Below are 15572 nucleotides of genomic sequence, written 5' to 3'. Positions count from 1 at the left end.
CGCGAAGGCGGCCGCACCGTGGGTGCCGGCGTGGTGTCGAAGATTATCGAATGATGAAGAAGGTTTCAGGTTGAAGGTTTCAGGTTTCAGGGTGGGCTTCGGCCCGGTTTTCCTGAAACCTGAACCCTGAAGCCTGAAAACTTTCTCGAGTTTTATAGGCGAGTAGCTCAACTGGCAGAGCAGCGGTCTCCAAAACCGCAGGTTGGGGGTTCGAGTCCCTCCTCGCCTGCCACCGATCAAGCAAGGCAACTCAATGGCTGCTGAAAAGACGTCTGCACGCGACTACCTGATTTGGTCCATCGGGCTGCTGATTGTGGCCGCCGGTTTCTATGGTTTCTACCAGTTTTCCGGTGATGTCATCACGCCGATTCGGGCTGTCGGGCTGCTGGTCGCGATCGTGATCGCGGCTTTTGTGATTGCCCAGACCACACGCGGGCGGGAATTCTTTTCCTTCCTGCGTGAAGCCGACGTCGAGCGTCGCAAGGTTGTCTGGCCCACGCGCAGCGAGACCGTGCAGACCACGCTCGTGGTGATCGTGCTGACGATCATCGCCTCCATCGTGCTGTTTATCCTCGACACGATCTTCGGCTGGGTCATTCGCCAGTTGATCGGCGCCGGGGGCAGCTGATGGCCAAGCAGTGGTACGTGGTTCACGCTTACTCGGGCTTCGAGAAGGCGGTCAAGCGCTCCCTCGAGGAGCGCGTCAAGCGTGCGGGCATGGAAGACATGTTCGGCGAGATTCTCGTTCCCACCGAAGAGGTGGTCGAGATGCGCAAGGGCGTCAAGCGGCGCAGCGAGCGCAAGTTCTTCCCGGGCTACGTGCTCGTGGAAATGGAAATGAACGACGATACCTGGCACCTCGTCAAGGACGTGCCCAAGGTGATGGGCTTCATCGGCGGCCGCCAGGATCGGCCCGCGCCGATCAGCAAGGCCGAGGCCGACGCGATCCTGCAACGTGTTCAGGAAGGCGTCGACAAGCCGCGGCCGAAAGTGCTGTTCGAGCCCGGCGAGATGGTCCGGGTCACGGAAGGTCCGTTCAACGATTTCAGTGGTGTGGTCGAAGAGATCAACTACGAAAAGAGCCGGCTCAGGGTGGCGGTATCGATCTTCGGTCGATCCACCCCCGTCGAGCTGGACTTCAATCAGGTCGAGAAACTGTAACGCTGCGCGTTACAGTGTCTCGATCCCGGACCCCGATCCGGGATCTTCCTTGAGCGGCACGGCGCCGATCGAGGGAGCGACGAAACCCGGGTCTGCGATTGCAGCCCCGGCATTTGAACCAAACGGGGAGCCGAAGGTCCTATGTGACCCGGCGCCGGAACCCGAGGAGAGAGTACAACATGGCTAAGAAAGTCACCGGTTACATCAAGCTGCAGGTGCCGGCCGGACAGGCCAACCCGAGCCCGCCCGTGGGCCCGGCGCTGGGTCAGCACGGCGTCAACATCATGGAGTTCTGCAAGGCGTTCAACGCCCAGACCCAGGATGTCGAGCCGGGTCTGCCCATTCCGGTCGTGATCACCGTTTTCAACGATCGCAGCTTCAGTTTCGTCACCAAGACTCCGCCGGCGGCGGTGCTGCTGCGCAAGGCAGCCAAGATCCAGAAGGGATCGGGCGAGCCGAACACCAGGAAGGTGGGTACGGTTACCCGTGAGCAGCTGGAAGAGATCGCCAAGATGAAGGAGCCCGACCTGACCGCAGCCGACATGGACGCCGCCGTGCGCACCATTGCCGGAAGCGCGCGCAGCATGGGCCTGAACGTGGAAGGAGTCGAGTGATGGCCAAGTCGAAGCGTATTCGCGCGATTCGCGAACAGATCGAGCCGGGCAAGGTCTACGGCGTTGACGAAGCCCTGGACCTGCTCAAGTCGATGAGCAAGGTCAAGTTTACCGAATCGGTCGACGTCGCCGTTCGCCTGGGTGTCGACCCGCGCAAGTCGGATCAGGTGGTCCGTGGCGCGCTGGTCCTGCCGCACGGTACCGGCAAGAGTGTGCGCGTGGCCGTTTTCGCCCAGGGCGAGAATGCCGAAAAGGCCGAGGCCGCCGGTGCCGACATCGTCGGCATGGACGACCTGGCCGAAACCATCAAGGGTGGCACGATCGATTTCGATGTGTGCATCGCCACGCCCGACGCCATGCGCGTGGTCGGCAAGCTCGGCCAGGTGCTGGGTCCGCGCGGCCTGATGCCCAACCCGAAGGTGGGTACGGTCACCACGGACGTCGAGACGGCGGTCAAGAACGCCAAGGCCGGCCAGGTGCAGTTCCGGATCGACAAGGCCGGTATCGTGCACTCCACCATCGGCAAGGCCGATTTCGATGTCAATGCCCTGCGCGAAAACCTGCAGGCGCTGGTCAGCGAGCTGGTCAAGGCCAAGCCGCCGGCTGCCAAGGGCCAGTACCTGCGCAAGATCGCGGTGTCGACCACCATGGGTCCGGGTCTGAGCGTCGACACGAGCAGCCTGAGCGTTTGATCCTGGAAGAAGGTTTCAGGCTTCAGGCTTCAGGTTTCAGGAAAAGAATTGGAGGAGGATTGGAGATCGGGTGACGAGGATCAGGAAGCGGTGCGGGGCCGGACGTGAAGCACAAGGTTCACGAAAGCCCGCCCTGAACCCTGAACCCTGAACCCTGAAACCTTTCCTTCTTCCGGGCGTTCGCTTCCTCTCGGGGAAGCGCCCGTCCAAGACCGCGGGTCGAAGCCGGTGATGAACCGGCGGCGGTAATGGTCCGAAAGGGCCGCCCGCGCAGATGGTGTCGCCCGACTATCCCGATGCTACGGGAGAAACGGCCACCAGTAGGTCCGGACTTTCGGGTCCGGGTGGTATGGGTCGCCGAACAGTATCGGTGATCCGAACTCAATGGAGGTAGCCAATGGCGCTCACACTCGAGCAAAAGAAGGCAGTGGTGGCGGAAGTCGCCGATGCGGCGAAGTCTGCTCACTCTGCAGTCGCTGCCGAGTACCGTGGGCTGACCGTCAGCGATATGACCGAACTGCGCAAGAAAGCGCGCAGCGAAGGCGTATTCCTGAAGGTTGCCAAGAACACGCTGGTCAAGCGTGCCGTTGAGGGTACGGACTTTGAATGCATGAGCGAGGGCCTCAGCGGCCCGCTGCTGTTTGCGTTTTCCATGGAAGACCCGGGCGCCGCAGCGCGCCTGATCAAGGACTACGCCAAGGAGAACGAAAAGCTGGTTGCACGCCTCGTGGCGGTCGGCGCCGAGCTTCACGATGCAAGTGAGCTCGATCGCCTGGCCAAGCTGCCGACGCGCGATCAGGCAATCGCCATGCTGATGGGTGTCATGAAGGCGCCGATCGAGAAGTTTGTCCGCACCCTTGCCGAGCCGCACACCAAGCTGGTTCGCACGGTCGCGGCGGTTCGCGACAGCAAGCAAGCTGCCTGAATCATTTTTTGACTATCAAGCAAAACCTATTTTGGAGTAATTGAAAATGGCCGTTTCCAAAGACGATATTCTCGAAACTATTTCCGAAATGAGCGTGATGGAGGTTGTCGACCTCATCGAAGCCATGGAAGAAAAGTTCGGCGTGTCCGCTGCTGCCCCCGTGGCCGTGGCCGGTGCTGCTGCTGGTGGTGGCGAAGCCGCCGCTGCCGAAGAGCAGACCGAATTCGACGTGGTTCTCGCCAGCTTCGGCGACAACAAGGTTGGCGTCATCAAGGCCGTCCGTGGCATCACGGGCCTGGGTCTGAAGGAAGCCAAGGAACTGGTCGAAAGCGCTCCGGCTCCGGTCAAGGAAGGCGTGGAGAAGGACGAAGCCGAAGACATCAAGAAGCAGCTGGAAGAAGCGGGTGCGACCGTCGAGGTCAAGTAACCATTCCGCATATTCAGCTGATTGATGGAAGCAGGGCTGGGTGCCTGAAAGGTGCCCGGCCCGTTCCCGTTTGTACCACGCAAGTGGTCGCTGCCCAGGGATGTAACCGGGTGCCACGGCAGCATTGTATGACAAGTCCCGGCCGACGCAACACCAGGTGGGAAAGACGCTCATGAGCTACTCCTTCACGGAAAAGAAGCGTATTCGAAAGGATTTCGGCAAGCACCCTCAGGTGCTCGAAGTGCCGTTTCTTCTGGCAACCCAGATTGACTCCTACAAGCAGTTCCTGCAGCTGGGCGTCGGTGAAGCCGACCGCCAGGAGTCGGGGCTGCACGGTGCGCTCAGTTCGGTTTTCCCGATTACCAGTTATTCGGGGAATGCCGCGCTGGAATACGTCAGCTACGAGCTCGGCGACCCAGAGTTCGACGTGACCGAATGCAAGCTCAGGGGCATGAGTTACACCGCGCCCCTGCGCGTCAAGGTTCGCCTGGTCATTTACGACAAGGACAGCCCGGCCAAGAACAAGCGGGTCAAGGAGGTCAAGGAGCAGGACGTCTACATGGGCGACCTCCCGCTGATGACCGACACCGGCACGTTCATCGTCAACGGTACGGAGCGAGTGATCGTCAACCAGATGCATCGCTCTCCGGGCGTATTCTACGATCACGACAAGGGCAAAACTCACTCCTCGGGCAAGCTGCTCTATTCCGCGCGCGTTATTCCGTATCGCGGCTCGTGGCTCGACTTCGAGTACGACCCGAAGGACTGCATTTTCACGCGTATCGATCGCCGCCGAAAGCTCCCGGTGACGATCCTGCTGCGTGCGCTGGGCATGACCGAAGAGGAAATGCTCGACTACTTCTTCGACAAGACCAGGGTCACGCTGCGCAAGGGCGACGCCAAGATCGACCTGGTGCCGCAGCGCCTGCGCGGCGAGTCGGCCCTGTTCGATATCGCCGACGCCAAGGGCAACGTGATCGTCGAAAAGGACAAGCGGATCACCGCGCGCCACGTCAAGCTGATCGAAGAGGCGGGCGTGAAGACGCTCGATGTTCCCGATGATTACCTGATCGGCAAGATTCTGGCCCACGATATCGTCGATACCGATTCGGGTGAGTTGGTGGCCAAGGCCAACGACGAGATTACCGAGGAAGCCCTCGAAGCGATGCGCGAGGCCAAGGTCAAGAAGTTCGACGTGCTCTACGTCAATGACCTCGACCAGGGCCCCTACATCTCCAACACCCTGCGCATCGACCCCACCAGCAACGAGCTCGAGGCGCTGTGGGAAATCTACAAGATGATGCGTCCGGGTGAGCCGCCGACCAAGGAAGCGGCGCAGAACCTGTTCCAGAACCTGTTCTTCACTTCCGACCGGTACGACTTGTCGGCCGTTGGCCGGATGAAGTTCAATCGCCGCGTGGGCCGCAAGGAAATCGAGGGTCCGGGTGTCCTGGATCGCGACGACATCCTCGAGGTCCTGAGGGTGCTCATCGACATCCGCAACGGTAACGGCACGGTCGATGATATCGACCACCTCGGCAACCGGCGCGTGCGTTCGGTGGGCGAGATGGCGGAAAACGCCTTCCGCATCGGCCTGGTCCGTGTCGAGCGCGTCGTGCGCGAGCGCCTGACGACCGTCGAGAGCGAAGGCTCCTCGCCGCAGGACCTGATCAACGCCAAGCCGGTGGCCGCCGCGATCAAGGAGTTCTTCGGCTCCTCGCAGCTGTCGCAGTTCATGGACCAGAACAACCCGCTGTCGGAAGTCACTCACAAACGCCGCGTCTCCGCGCTCGGCCCGGGCGGCCTGACGCGCGAGCGCGCCGGTTTCGAGGTGCGCGACGTGCATCCGACGCACTACGGCCGCCTTTGCCCGATCGAGACGCCGGAAGGCCCGAATATCGGTCTGATCAATTCGCTGGCCTGCTACGCCCGCACCAACCAGTACGGTTTCCTCGAAACCGCCTACCGGAAGGTCAGCGGCGGCAAGGTCGGCGATGAGGTCGAGTACCTGTCGGCGATCGAGGAAGGCGAGTACGTCATTGCACAGGCCAACGCGGACCTGGACAAGAACAAGAAGTTCAAGGACGAGCTGATCCCCTGTCGTTACCAGGGTGAGTTCACGCTCAAGCGCCCCGACGAGATCGACTACATGGACGTCTCGCCGCGCCAGATCGTTTCGGTAGCCGCATCCCTGGTTCCATTCCTGGAGCACGATGACGCCAACCGCGCTCTGATGGGCTCGAACATGCAGCGCCAGGCGGTGCCGACCCTGCGTGTCGACAAGCCGCTCGTCGGCACCGGCATGGAGCGCTCGGTCGCGACCGATTCCGGCGTCACTACCGTGGCCAAGCGCGGCGGCACGGTCGACCAGGTCGACGCCGGCCGCATCGTCGTCCGCGCCAACGACGACGAGGTGGGCGAGAACGACCCGGGCGTCGACATCTACAACCTGGTCAAGTACGAACGCTCCAACCAGAACACCTGCATGAATCAGCGTCCGCTGGTCAAGGTGGGCGACAAGGTCGAGAAGAAGGACGTACTGGCCGACGGCCCGTCGACCGACCTGGGCGAGCTGGCTCTGGGCCAGAACATGCTCTGCGCCTTCATGCCCTGGAACGGCTACAACTTCGAGGACTCCATCCTCATTTCCGAGCGCGTGGTCGAAGAAGATCGTTTCACCTCGATCCATATCGAGGAGCTGACCTGCGTGGCCCGCGATACCAAGCTGGGTTCGGAGGAGATTTCGGCCGATATCCCCAACGTCGGCGAGTCGACGCTTGCGAAGCTCGACGAATCCGGCATCGTCTACATTGGTGCCGAGGTCAAGGCCGGCGACATCCTGGTCGGCAAGGTCACTCCCAAGGGTGAAGCGCAGCTGACGCCTGAAGAGAAGCTGCTGCGCGCGATCTTCGGCGAGAAGGCTTCCGACGTGAAGGATACGTCCCTGCGAGTGCCCACGGGCATGGATGGTACGGTCATCGACGTTCAGGTCTTCACCCGCGAAGGCGTGGAAAAGGACGCCCGGGCCATCGCCATCGAGAAGGAAGAGATCCGCCAGGTCCGCAAGGACCTTGATGATCAGCTTCGCATCATGGAAGACGCCATCTTTGCGCGCCTCGAATCGGTGCTGGTCGGCAAGGTGGCCGACAAGGGGCCGTCGGGCCTGAAGAAGGGCGCCAAGGTGACCGAAGCCTACCTCGCCGAGCTCAAGCGCGACGACTGGTTCAAGCTTCGCATGCGCAATGAGGAAGCGCAGGAGTTGCTCGAACGCGCAGCCCGCCAGATCGAGGCGCAGCGCAAGGAATTCGACAAGCGCTTCGAGGAGAAGAAGGAAAAGATCACCCGCGGCGACGAACTTGCGCCGGCTGTTCTCAAGATGGTCAAGGTCTATCTGGCCGTCAAGCGACGTATGCAACCGGGTGACAAGATGGCCGGCCGTCACGGCAACAAGGGCGTGATCTCGACCATCGTCCCGACCGAGGACATGCCTTTCATGGAAGACGGCACGCCGGTCGACATCGTCCTCAACCCGTTGGGCGTGCCTTCGCGCATGAACATCGGTCAGGTGCTAGAAACGCACCTGGGGCTGGCCGCCCGCGGTCTCGGCCGCAAGATCGAGAAGATGCTCGAGGCCAACGAGAAGACCGAGAAGGTCCGCAAGTTCATTGGCGAGATCTACAACTCGGACATGGAAGGCCGCGTGGACATGAAACAGTTCACGGAGGGAGAGGTCATGGAGATGGCCGGAAACCTCAAGGGCGGCGTTCCCATGGGAACCCCGGTCTTCGACGGTGCCGACGAGGAAGACATCAAGAAGCTGCTGAAGATGGGCGACATGCCCGAGACCGGCCAGATGACGCTTTACGACGGTCGAACGGGGAACCCGTTCGATCGCCCGGTCACGGTCGGCTACATGTACATGCTCAAGCTCAACCACCTGGTCGACGACAAGATGCACGCCCGTTCGACCGGTCCGTACTCGCTGGTGACGCAGCAGCCTCTGGGCGGTAAGGCCCAGTTCGGCGGCCAGCGCTTCGGCGAGATGGAGGTCTGGGCGCTGGAGGCCTACGGCGCGGCGTACACGCTGCAGGAGATGCTCACCGTCAAGTCCGACGATGTGCAGGGCCGTAACCAGATGTACAAGTCAATCGTCGACGGCAATTATCAGATGACCGCGGGTATGCCGGAGTCCTTCAACGTTCTGGTGAAGGAAATCCGCTCGCTGGGCATCAACATCGAACTCGAAGAGTCCTGATTTCGGAGGAGGCAGCAAGTGCGCGACCTTTTCAACCTGTACAAGCGTCAGAACCAGATCACGGAATTTGACGCCATCCGCATCGGCCTGGCTCCACCGGAGCTGATCCGTTCCTGGTCCTTCGGCGAAGTCAAGAAGCCGGAGACCATCAACTATCGGACCTTCAAGCCGGAGCGCGAGGGCCTGTTCTGTGCGGCCATCTTCGGGCCGGTGAAGGACTACGAGTGCCTGTGCGGCAAGTACAAGCGCATGAAGCACCGCGGCGTGAAGTGCGAGAAGTGCGGTACCGAGGTCACCCTGACCAAGGTGCGGCGCGAGCGCATGGGTCACATCGACCTGGCCTCGCCGGTGGCCCACATCTGGTTCCTGAAGTCGCTACCGTCCCGCATCGGCCTGATGCTGGACATGACGCTCAGGGATATCGAGCGGATCCTGTACTTCGAGTCCTACCTGGTGTTGGACCCGGGTATGACGATGCTCGAGCGCGGCCAGCTGCTGACCGACGAGGAGTACCTCGACGCGATGCAGGAATACGGCGATGAGTTCGATGCCCGCATGGGTGCCGAGGCGGTTTTCGAACTGCTCAAGAACATCGATCTCAACTCCGAGCTGGCGCAGCTGCGCGAGGAAATCGCGGCGACCAACTCCGAGACCAAGATCAAGCGCCTGTCCAAGCGAATCAAGCTGATGGAGGCGTTCATCGAGTCGGGCAACCGGCCCGAGTACATGATCCTGACGGTGCTGCCGGTGCTGCCGCCGGACCTGCGACCGCTGGTGCCGCTGGACGGCGGCCGCTTCGCGACCTCGGATCTCAACGATCTGTACCGTCGCGTAATCAACCGCAACAACCGCCTCAAGCGCCTGCTCGAGCTCAACGCCCCCGACATCATCGTGCGCAACGAAAAGCGCATGCTGCAGGAGTCGGTTGATGCGCTGCTCGACAACGGCCGCCGCGGTCGCGCCATCACGGGCACCAACAAGCGTCCGCTGAAGTCGCTGGCCGACATGATCAAGGGCAAGCAGGGTCGCTTCCGCCAGAACCTGCTGGGCAAGCGCGTCGACTACTCGGGCCGCTCGGTCATCGTGGTCGGCCCGACGCTCAAGTTGCACGAGTGCGGCCTGCCGAAGAAGATGGCGCTGGAACTGTTCAAGCCGTTCATCTTCTCGAAGCTGCAGCGCCGCGGCCTGGCCATGACGATCAAGGCCGCCAAGAAGCTCGTCGAGCGCGAAGAGCCGGAAGTCTGGGACATCCTCGAGGAAGTCATCCGCGAGCACCCGGTCCTGCTCAACCGTGCGCCGACGCTGCACCGTCTGGGTATCCAGGCCTTCGAGCCGGTGCTGGTCGAAGGCAAGGCCATCCAGCTGCACCCCCTGGTCTGTACCGCCTTCAACGCCGATTTCGATGGTGACCAGATGGCCGTCCACGTGCCGCTTTCGCTGGAAGCCCAGCTCGAAGCGCGCGCGCTGATGATGTCATCGAACAATATCCTCTCTCCGGCCAGTGGCGAGCCGATCATCGTGCCCACCCAGGATGTCGTCCTGGGTCTGTACTACATGAGCCGAAAGAACGCAGGCGCCAAGGGCGAAGGGATGTATTTCTCGAGCGTGGCCGAGGTCAATCGCGCCTACTCGAACCAGAAGGTCGAACTGCAGGCCGCCGTCACCGTGCGTATCCGCGAAATCGAGATCGCCGAGGACGGTACCGAATCCGAGGTCTTCAATCGCTACGAGACCACGGTCGGCCGTGCCCTGCTGCGCGAAATCCTGCCGATGGGCCTTCCGTTCGAACTGGTCAACCAGGTGCTCAAGAAGAAGCAGATCTCCAAGCTGATCGACGAGTGCTACCGAAAGCTTGGCCTGAAGAAGACCGTCGTCTTCGCCGACCAGCTGATGTACACCGGTTTCGCATACTCCACGCGCGCCGGGGTGTCGATCTGCCTGGACGACCTGCAGGTTCCGCCCGAGAAGAAGGCGATTCTGGAGCGCGCTGAAAAGGAAGTCGTCGACATCCAGGATCAGTACGCTTCCGGCGTCGTGACCTCGGGTGAGCGCTACAACAAGGTTGTCGATATCTGGTCGCGCACAAACGAGGAAGTCGCCCGCGCCATGATGAAGCGCATCGGCAAGCGTCAGCGCATCGACAGCGAAGGCAACGAGATCGAGGAAGACTCCATGAACTCGATCTACATCATGGCCGATTCCGGTGCGCGTGGTTCGGCGGCGCAGATCCGTCAGCTCGCCGGTATGCGCGGCCTGATGGCCAAGCCGGACGGCTCGATCATCGAAACGCCGATCACCGCCAACTTCCGCGAGGGCCTCAACGTCCTCCAGTACTTCATCTCGACCCACGGGGCGCGAAAGGGTCTGGCGGACACGGCGCTCAAGACCGCCAACTCCGGTTACCTGACCCGTCGCCTGGTCGACGTGGCCCAGGATCTGGTCGTCATCGAAGAGGACTGCGGCACCGAGCGCGGCCTCGAGATGCTGCCGATCGTCGAAGGTGGTGATGTCGTCGAGCCGCTCGGCGAGCGAATCCTCGGCCGTGTGGTCGGCGAAGACATCTACCCCGCCGACAGCGACGAAGTGCTGTGCCCCCGCGGCACGCTGCTCGACGAGGAGTGGGTCGACATCCTGGAAGAAAACGGGATCGACCGGGTCTTCGTGCGTTCGCCGATCACCTGCGACACCCGCCACGGCATCTGCGCGGCCTGCTACGGTCGTGACCTGGCCCGCGGCTCGGTGGTGAACCAGGGCGAGGCCGTGGGCGTGATCGCGGCCCAGTCCATCGGCGAGCCGGGTACCCAGCTGACCATGCGGACCTTCCACATCGGGGGCGCCGCCTCGCGTGCCGTCGCCGTCGACCACATCGAGGTCAAGTCGGGCGGCTCGGTCCGGCTGTACAACCTCAAGTCGGTCGAGAACGTGGATGGCAAGCTTGTCGCGGTTTCGCGTTCCGGCGAACTGTCGGTCATCGACAGCCACGGCCGGGAGCGCGAGCGCTACAAGATTCCTTACGGTGCGTTGCTCCACGTCAAGGAGGGCGATTCCGTCGACGTCGGCCAGCAGGTGGCCAACTGGGACCCGCATACCCATCCGGTCATCGCCGAACTCGCCGGGGTAGCCAGCTTCCACGACTTCATCGGCGGCGTGACCGTCGAAGAAGAAGTCGACGAAGTCACCGGCCTGACCTCGATGGTGGTCACCGACCCGAAGAAGCGCGGCTCGGAAGGCAAGGACCTGCGTCCGATGATTCGCCTGCTCGACAAGAAGGGCAAGGTGCTCAACATTCCCGGTACCGAGCAGCCTGCGCAGTACTATCTGCCGGCCGGGGCGGTCATCAACTGTTCCGACGGGCAGGAGATCAAGGTCGGCGACGTGGTCGCGAGAATTCCGCAGGAATCGTCCAAGACCCGCGACATCACCGGTGGTCTGCCCCGGGTTGCCGACCTCTTCGAGGCGCGCAAGCCCAAGGAAGGCGCCATCCTGGCGGAAGCTTCCGGTGTCGTCAGCTACGGCAAGGAAACCAAGGGCAAGCAGCGCCTGGTAATCACCGACGAGAACGGCGATACGCACGAGGAGTTGATCCCGAAGTGGCGCCAGGTGCTGGTGTTCGAGGGCGAGCACGTGGCCAAGGGCGAAACCGTCGTCGACGGCGAGCCCAACCCGCACGACATCCTGCGACTGCTGGGCGTCGAGCGCCTGGCGGACTACCTGGTGCAGGAAATTCAGGACGTCTATCGCCTGCAGGGGGTCGGGATCAACGACAAGCACATCGAGGTGGTGATCCGCCAGATGCTGCGCAAGGTCGAGGTGACCGATCCGGGCGACAGCAGCTTCCTCAAGGGTGAGCAGGTCGAAGGTACCCGCGCCATCGAAGAGGCCGAACGCCTGGAGGAGTCCGGCAAGGTTCCGCCGCGCTTCCAGAGCGTCCTGCTGGGCATCACCAAGGCGTCGCTGGCCACCGAGTCGTTCATCTCGGCGGCTTCCTTCCAGGAGACCACGCGCGTGCTGACCGACGCGGCCGTCCGCGGCACCGTCGACAGCCTGCGCGGCCTGAAGGAAAACGTGATCGTCGGGCGTCTGATTCCGGCGGGTACCGGGCGGATCGCTGCCCAGCGCCGCAAGGAGCGCCGTCACGAGGAGGCCGATGCCGAGCTGGCTGCGCTGCTGCGAGCCTCCGACGCGGAAGAGGCCAAGGTCGAGGAATCGGCCGGCGGCGACGCCGAGGAGTAGGCCCCTCCGACCTGGTTGCGGCGTCGGACTCCGGCGTCGCGGCCCTCGAGGCCGGGCGTCAGCCCCCGAAGTGCCCTCCCAGCGCAAATAGACAGCGCCGGGTGTTGACACCACCCCCACAACCCCTTAGAATTCTCGTTCTTCGGCAGGCCGGGTTTGCGGCCTGTCGTTTGTTTTCTTGTGATACCAAAAAATTATGGCGACGATCAATCAGTTGGTCCGCAAACCGAGGCGGCCCCAGGAATCAAAATCAAACGTGCCGGCGCTCGAGGCTTCGCCTCAGAAGCGTGGCGTCTGCACCCGCGTGTACACCACCACGCCGAAGAAGCCGAACTCGGCGCTTCGCAAGGTGGCGCGTGTGCGCCTGACGAACGGCTACGAGGTGACGAGCTACATCGGTGGCGAAGGGCACAACCTCCAGGAGCACTCCGTGGTGCTGATTCGTGGCGGTCGTGTGAAGGATCTGCCCGGCGTGCGCTATCACACCGTGCGCGGCAGCCTGGATACCGCCGGTGTCTCCGATCGCCGCCAGGGTCGCTCCAAGTACGGCGCCAAGCGTCCGAAGAACTGACGGAACTAGACAATGTCACGCAAGCATTCGAATTTTGAGCGCGACATCCTGCCGGATCCCCGATTCGGCAGCGAGATGATCGCCCGCTTCATCAACATGGTGATGATGGACGGCAAGAAGTCTGTCGCCGAGCGCATCGTCTACGGCGCCATCGAGGAGATCGAGGGCAAGGGTAATGCCGAGCCGCTGGCCGCCGTCGAGAAGGCGCTCGAAAACGTGGCGCCGGCCGTCGAGGTGAAGTCCCGGCGTGTGGGTGGTGCCACCTATCAGGTGCCGGTCGAAGTACGGCCGAAGCGTCAGCAGGCGCTGGCCATGCGCTGGGTGATCGATGCCGCCCGCAAGCGGGGCGAAAACACCATGCCGCGCCGCCTGGCCGGCGAGCTGCTCGATGCCATGGAAGAGCGCGGCTCCGCCGTCAAGAAGCGCGAAGACACCCATCGGATGGCCGAAGCCAACAAGGCTTTCGCGCACTACCGCTGGTAAGTCGCAAGTAGCGAGGTTCATATCGTGTCACGCAAGGTATCCATTGAGCGCTATCGGAACATCGGCATCATGGCTCACATCGATGCCGGCAAGACGACCACGACCGAGCGCATCCTGTTCTACACCGGCATCTCGCACAAGATCGGTGAAGTGCATGACGGTAATGCCGTCATGGACTGGATGGAGCAGGAGCAGGAGCGTGGCATCACGATTACCTCTGCCGCCACCACCTGCTTCTGGCAGGGTATGGACAAGGACTGGCCGGAATACCGGATCAACATCATCGACACCCCGGGTCACGTCGACTTCACCATCGAGGTCGAGCGCAGTCTCCGCGTGCTCGACGGTGCCGTGGCCGTTTTCTGCGCCGTCGGCGGCGTCGAGCCGCAGTCCGAGACGGTGTGGCGCCAGGCCACCAAGTACGAAGTGCCGCGCATGGCGTTCATCAACAAGATGGACCGCATGGGCGCGGACTTCCATCGCGTCGTCGAGCAGATTCGCAAGCGCCTGGGTGCGCGCCCGGTTCCGATCCAGCTGCCGATCGGCGCTGAAGAAGATTTTGAAGGTGTCGTTGACCTCGTGAAGATGCGTGCCATCTACTGGGATGTCGACAACATGGGCACGACCTACGAGGCCCGTGAGATTCCGGACGAGCTCAAGGATGAGGCGCAAGCCGCCCACGAGCACCTGGTCGAATCCGCCGCCGAGGCTTCCGAGGAGATGATGGAAAAGTACCTCGAGAGCGGCGAGCTCAGCGACGAGGAAATCATCAAGGGCCTGCGCGAGCAGACCCTGGCCAACGAGATTGTTCCGGTTCTGTGCGGCACGGCCTTCAAGAACAAGGGCGTGCAGGCGCTGCTCGATGCCATCGTGGAATACATGCCTTCCCCGACCGAGGTGAAGGACATCCGCGGTGTCAACGAGAACGAAGAGGAGGAGCGTCGCCCGTCCAGCGATGAGGCGCCATTCTCCGCGCTTGCGTTCAAGATCGCCACCGACCCCTACGTGGGCTCGCTGACTTTCTTCCGGGTCTACTCGGGCGTGGTCAAGGCTGGCGATACCGTGTTCAACCCGGTCAAGGGCAAGAAGGAGCGCATCGGGCGCCTGCTGCAGATGCACTCCAATTCCCGCGAGGAGATCAAGGAAGTGCGCGCGGGCGACATCGCTGCTGCGGTGGGTCTGAAGGACGTCACCACCGGTGACACCCTCTGCGATCCGTCTGACGTGATTACGCTCGAGCGCATGGAGTTCCCGGAGCCGGTGATCGCCGTGGCCGTGGAGCCGAAGTCCAAGGCGGATCAGGAAAAGATGGGTATCGCGCTGGGCAAGCTGGCCCAGGAGGATCCCTCCTTCCGCGTGCGCACCGACGAAGAGTCGGGGCAGACGATCATTTCCGGCATGGGCGAGCTTCACCTCGACATCATCGTCGATCGCCTCAAGCGCGAGTTCAAGGTAGAGGCCAACGTGGGTAAGCCGCAGGTGGCCTACCGCGAAACGATTCGCCAGCCGGTCGAGGCCGAGGGCAAGTTCGTCCGCCAGTCCGGCGGCCGCGGCCAGTACGGTCATGTCAAGATCAAGCTCGAGCCCAACGGCGAGGGCGGTGGCTACGAGTTCGTCGACCAGATTGTCGGCGGGGTCGTGCCCAAGGATTACATCAGCTCGGTGGACAAGGGTATCGAGGAGGCCATGCAGAACGGTGTTCTGGCCGGCTACCCGATGGTCGATATCAAGGCCACTCTGTACGACGGCAGTTACCACGAAGTCGACTCCAGCGAAATGGCGTTCAAGATCGCCGGTTCGATGGCGTTCAAGGACGGTGCCCAGAAGGCCAAGCCGGTCATTCTCGAGCCGGTCATGAAGGTCGAGGTTGTGACGCCGGAAGAGTATATGGGCGACGTCATGGGTGACCTGAACCGTCGCCGCGGACTGGTCCAGGGAATGGAAGACGCCCCGGCCGGCAAGATCATCCGTGCCAACGTTCCGCTGTCGGAAATGTTCGGTTATGCCACCGACCTGCGCTCGATGAGTCAGGGTCGCGCCAACTACGTGATGGAGTTTCTTGCGTACGAAGAGGCGCCGAGCAGTGTGGCCGAAAACATCATGAAGAAGAGCGCGTAGGCGCGAGAAATCTGAAGAGGATTAGCAGTTATGTCCAAGGCAAAGTTTGAACGCACCAAGCCGCACGTCAACGTGGGCACGATCGGTCACGTT

At 62.3% G+C, this 15572-nt stretch carries 11 protein-coding genes and 1 tRNA gene; all 12 read left to right on the top strand.

Annotated elements, in window-relative coordinates; genetic code table 11:
• The first annotated feature begins 156 nt into the window (after positions 1-156).
• The 12 genes from DZC52_RS13780 (at position 157) to fusA (ending at position 15479) form a co-directional block, all read left to right on the top strand.
• A tRNA-Trp gene (locus DZC52_RS13780) sits at positions 157-232 on the top strand.
• Between the two features lie 21 nt (positions 233-253).
• Positions 254-628, top strand: coding sequence for a preprotein translocase subunit SecE (secE, locus tag DZC52_RS13775; RefSeq protein WP_116651731.1), 375 nt, complete (start codon positions 254-256; stop codon positions 626-628).
• Positions 628-1161, top strand: a complete 534-nt coding sequence (nusG, locus tag DZC52_RS13770) for a transcription termination/antitermination protein NusG (protein WP_116651730.1) — start codon at positions 628-630, stop codon at positions 1159-1161. Before secE ends, nusG begins: the two co-directional genes overlap by 1 nt.
• 179 nt (positions 1162-1340) lie before the next feature.
• Entirely contained in the window at positions 1341-1775 is a 435-nt protein-coding gene (gene rplK, locus DZC52_RS13765) for a 50S ribosomal protein L11 (protein WP_116651729.1), read from the top strand.
• A complete protein-coding gene (gene rplA, locus DZC52_RS13760; RefSeq protein WP_116651728.1) occupies positions 1775-2467 on the top strand; it encodes a 50S ribosomal protein L1 in 693 nt (230 codons plus the stop codon). The genes rplK and rplA overlap by 1 nt, the downstream gene beginning before the upstream one ends.
• 397 nt (positions 2468-2864) lie before the next feature.
• On the top strand, positions 2865-3392 hold the full coding sequence (rplJ, locus tag DZC52_RS13755) for a 50S ribosomal protein L10 (protein WP_116651727.1): 528 nt from the start codon (positions 2865-2867) through the stop codon (positions 3390-3392).
• 46 nt (positions 3393-3438) lie between these two features.
• A complete protein-coding gene (gene rplL / locus DZC52_RS13750; RefSeq protein ID WP_116651726.1) occupies positions 3439-3819 on the top strand; it encodes a 50S ribosomal protein L7/L12 in 381 nt (126 codons plus the stop codon).
• A gap of 172 nt (positions 3820-3991) precedes the next feature.
• On the top strand, positions 3992-8074 hold the full coding sequence (gene rpoB, locus DZC52_RS13745; protein ID WP_116651732.1) for a DNA-directed RNA polymerase subunit beta: 4083 nt from the start codon (positions 3992-3994) through the stop codon (positions 8072-8074).
• A gap of 18 nt (positions 8075-8092) precedes the next feature.
• Complete coding sequence (gene rpoC, locus DZC52_RS13740) at positions 8093-12307, top strand: DNA-directed RNA polymerase subunit beta' (protein ID WP_116651725.1); 4215 nt, start codon at positions 8093-8095, stop codon at positions 12305-12307.
• 196 nt (positions 12308-12503) lie between these two features.
• Positions 12504-12878 carry a 30S ribosomal protein S12 gene (rpsL, locus tag DZC52_RS13735; protein ID WP_116651724.1) on the top strand — a complete coding sequence of 125 codons (375 nt, stop codon included), beginning with the start codon at positions 12504-12506 and terminating at the stop codon, positions 12876-12878.
• Positions 12879-12890: 12 nt separating this feature from the next.
• Positions 12891-13361 (top strand): 30S ribosomal protein S7, encoded by a 471-nt coding sequence (gene rpsG / locus DZC52_RS13730; protein WP_116651723.1) that lies wholly within the window; start codon positions 12891-12893, stop codon positions 13359-13361.
• Positions 13362-13385: 24 nt separating this feature from the next.
• Entirely contained in the window at positions 13386-15479 is a 2094-nt protein-coding gene (gene fusA / locus DZC52_RS13725) for an elongation factor G (protein ID WP_116651722.1), read from the top strand.
• Positions 15480-15572: the final 93 nt, after the last annotated feature.

The sequence above is a fragment of the Wenzhouxiangella sediminis genome (genome assembly GCF_003410055.1).
GTDB lineage: Bacteria > Pseudomonadota > Gammaproteobacteria > Xanthomonadales > Wenzhouxiangellaceae > Wenzhouxiangella > Wenzhouxiangella sediminis.
The sequence above is the reverse complement of the archived record's forward strand: the minus strand, read 5'-3'. Positions and strand labels throughout refer to the sequence as shown.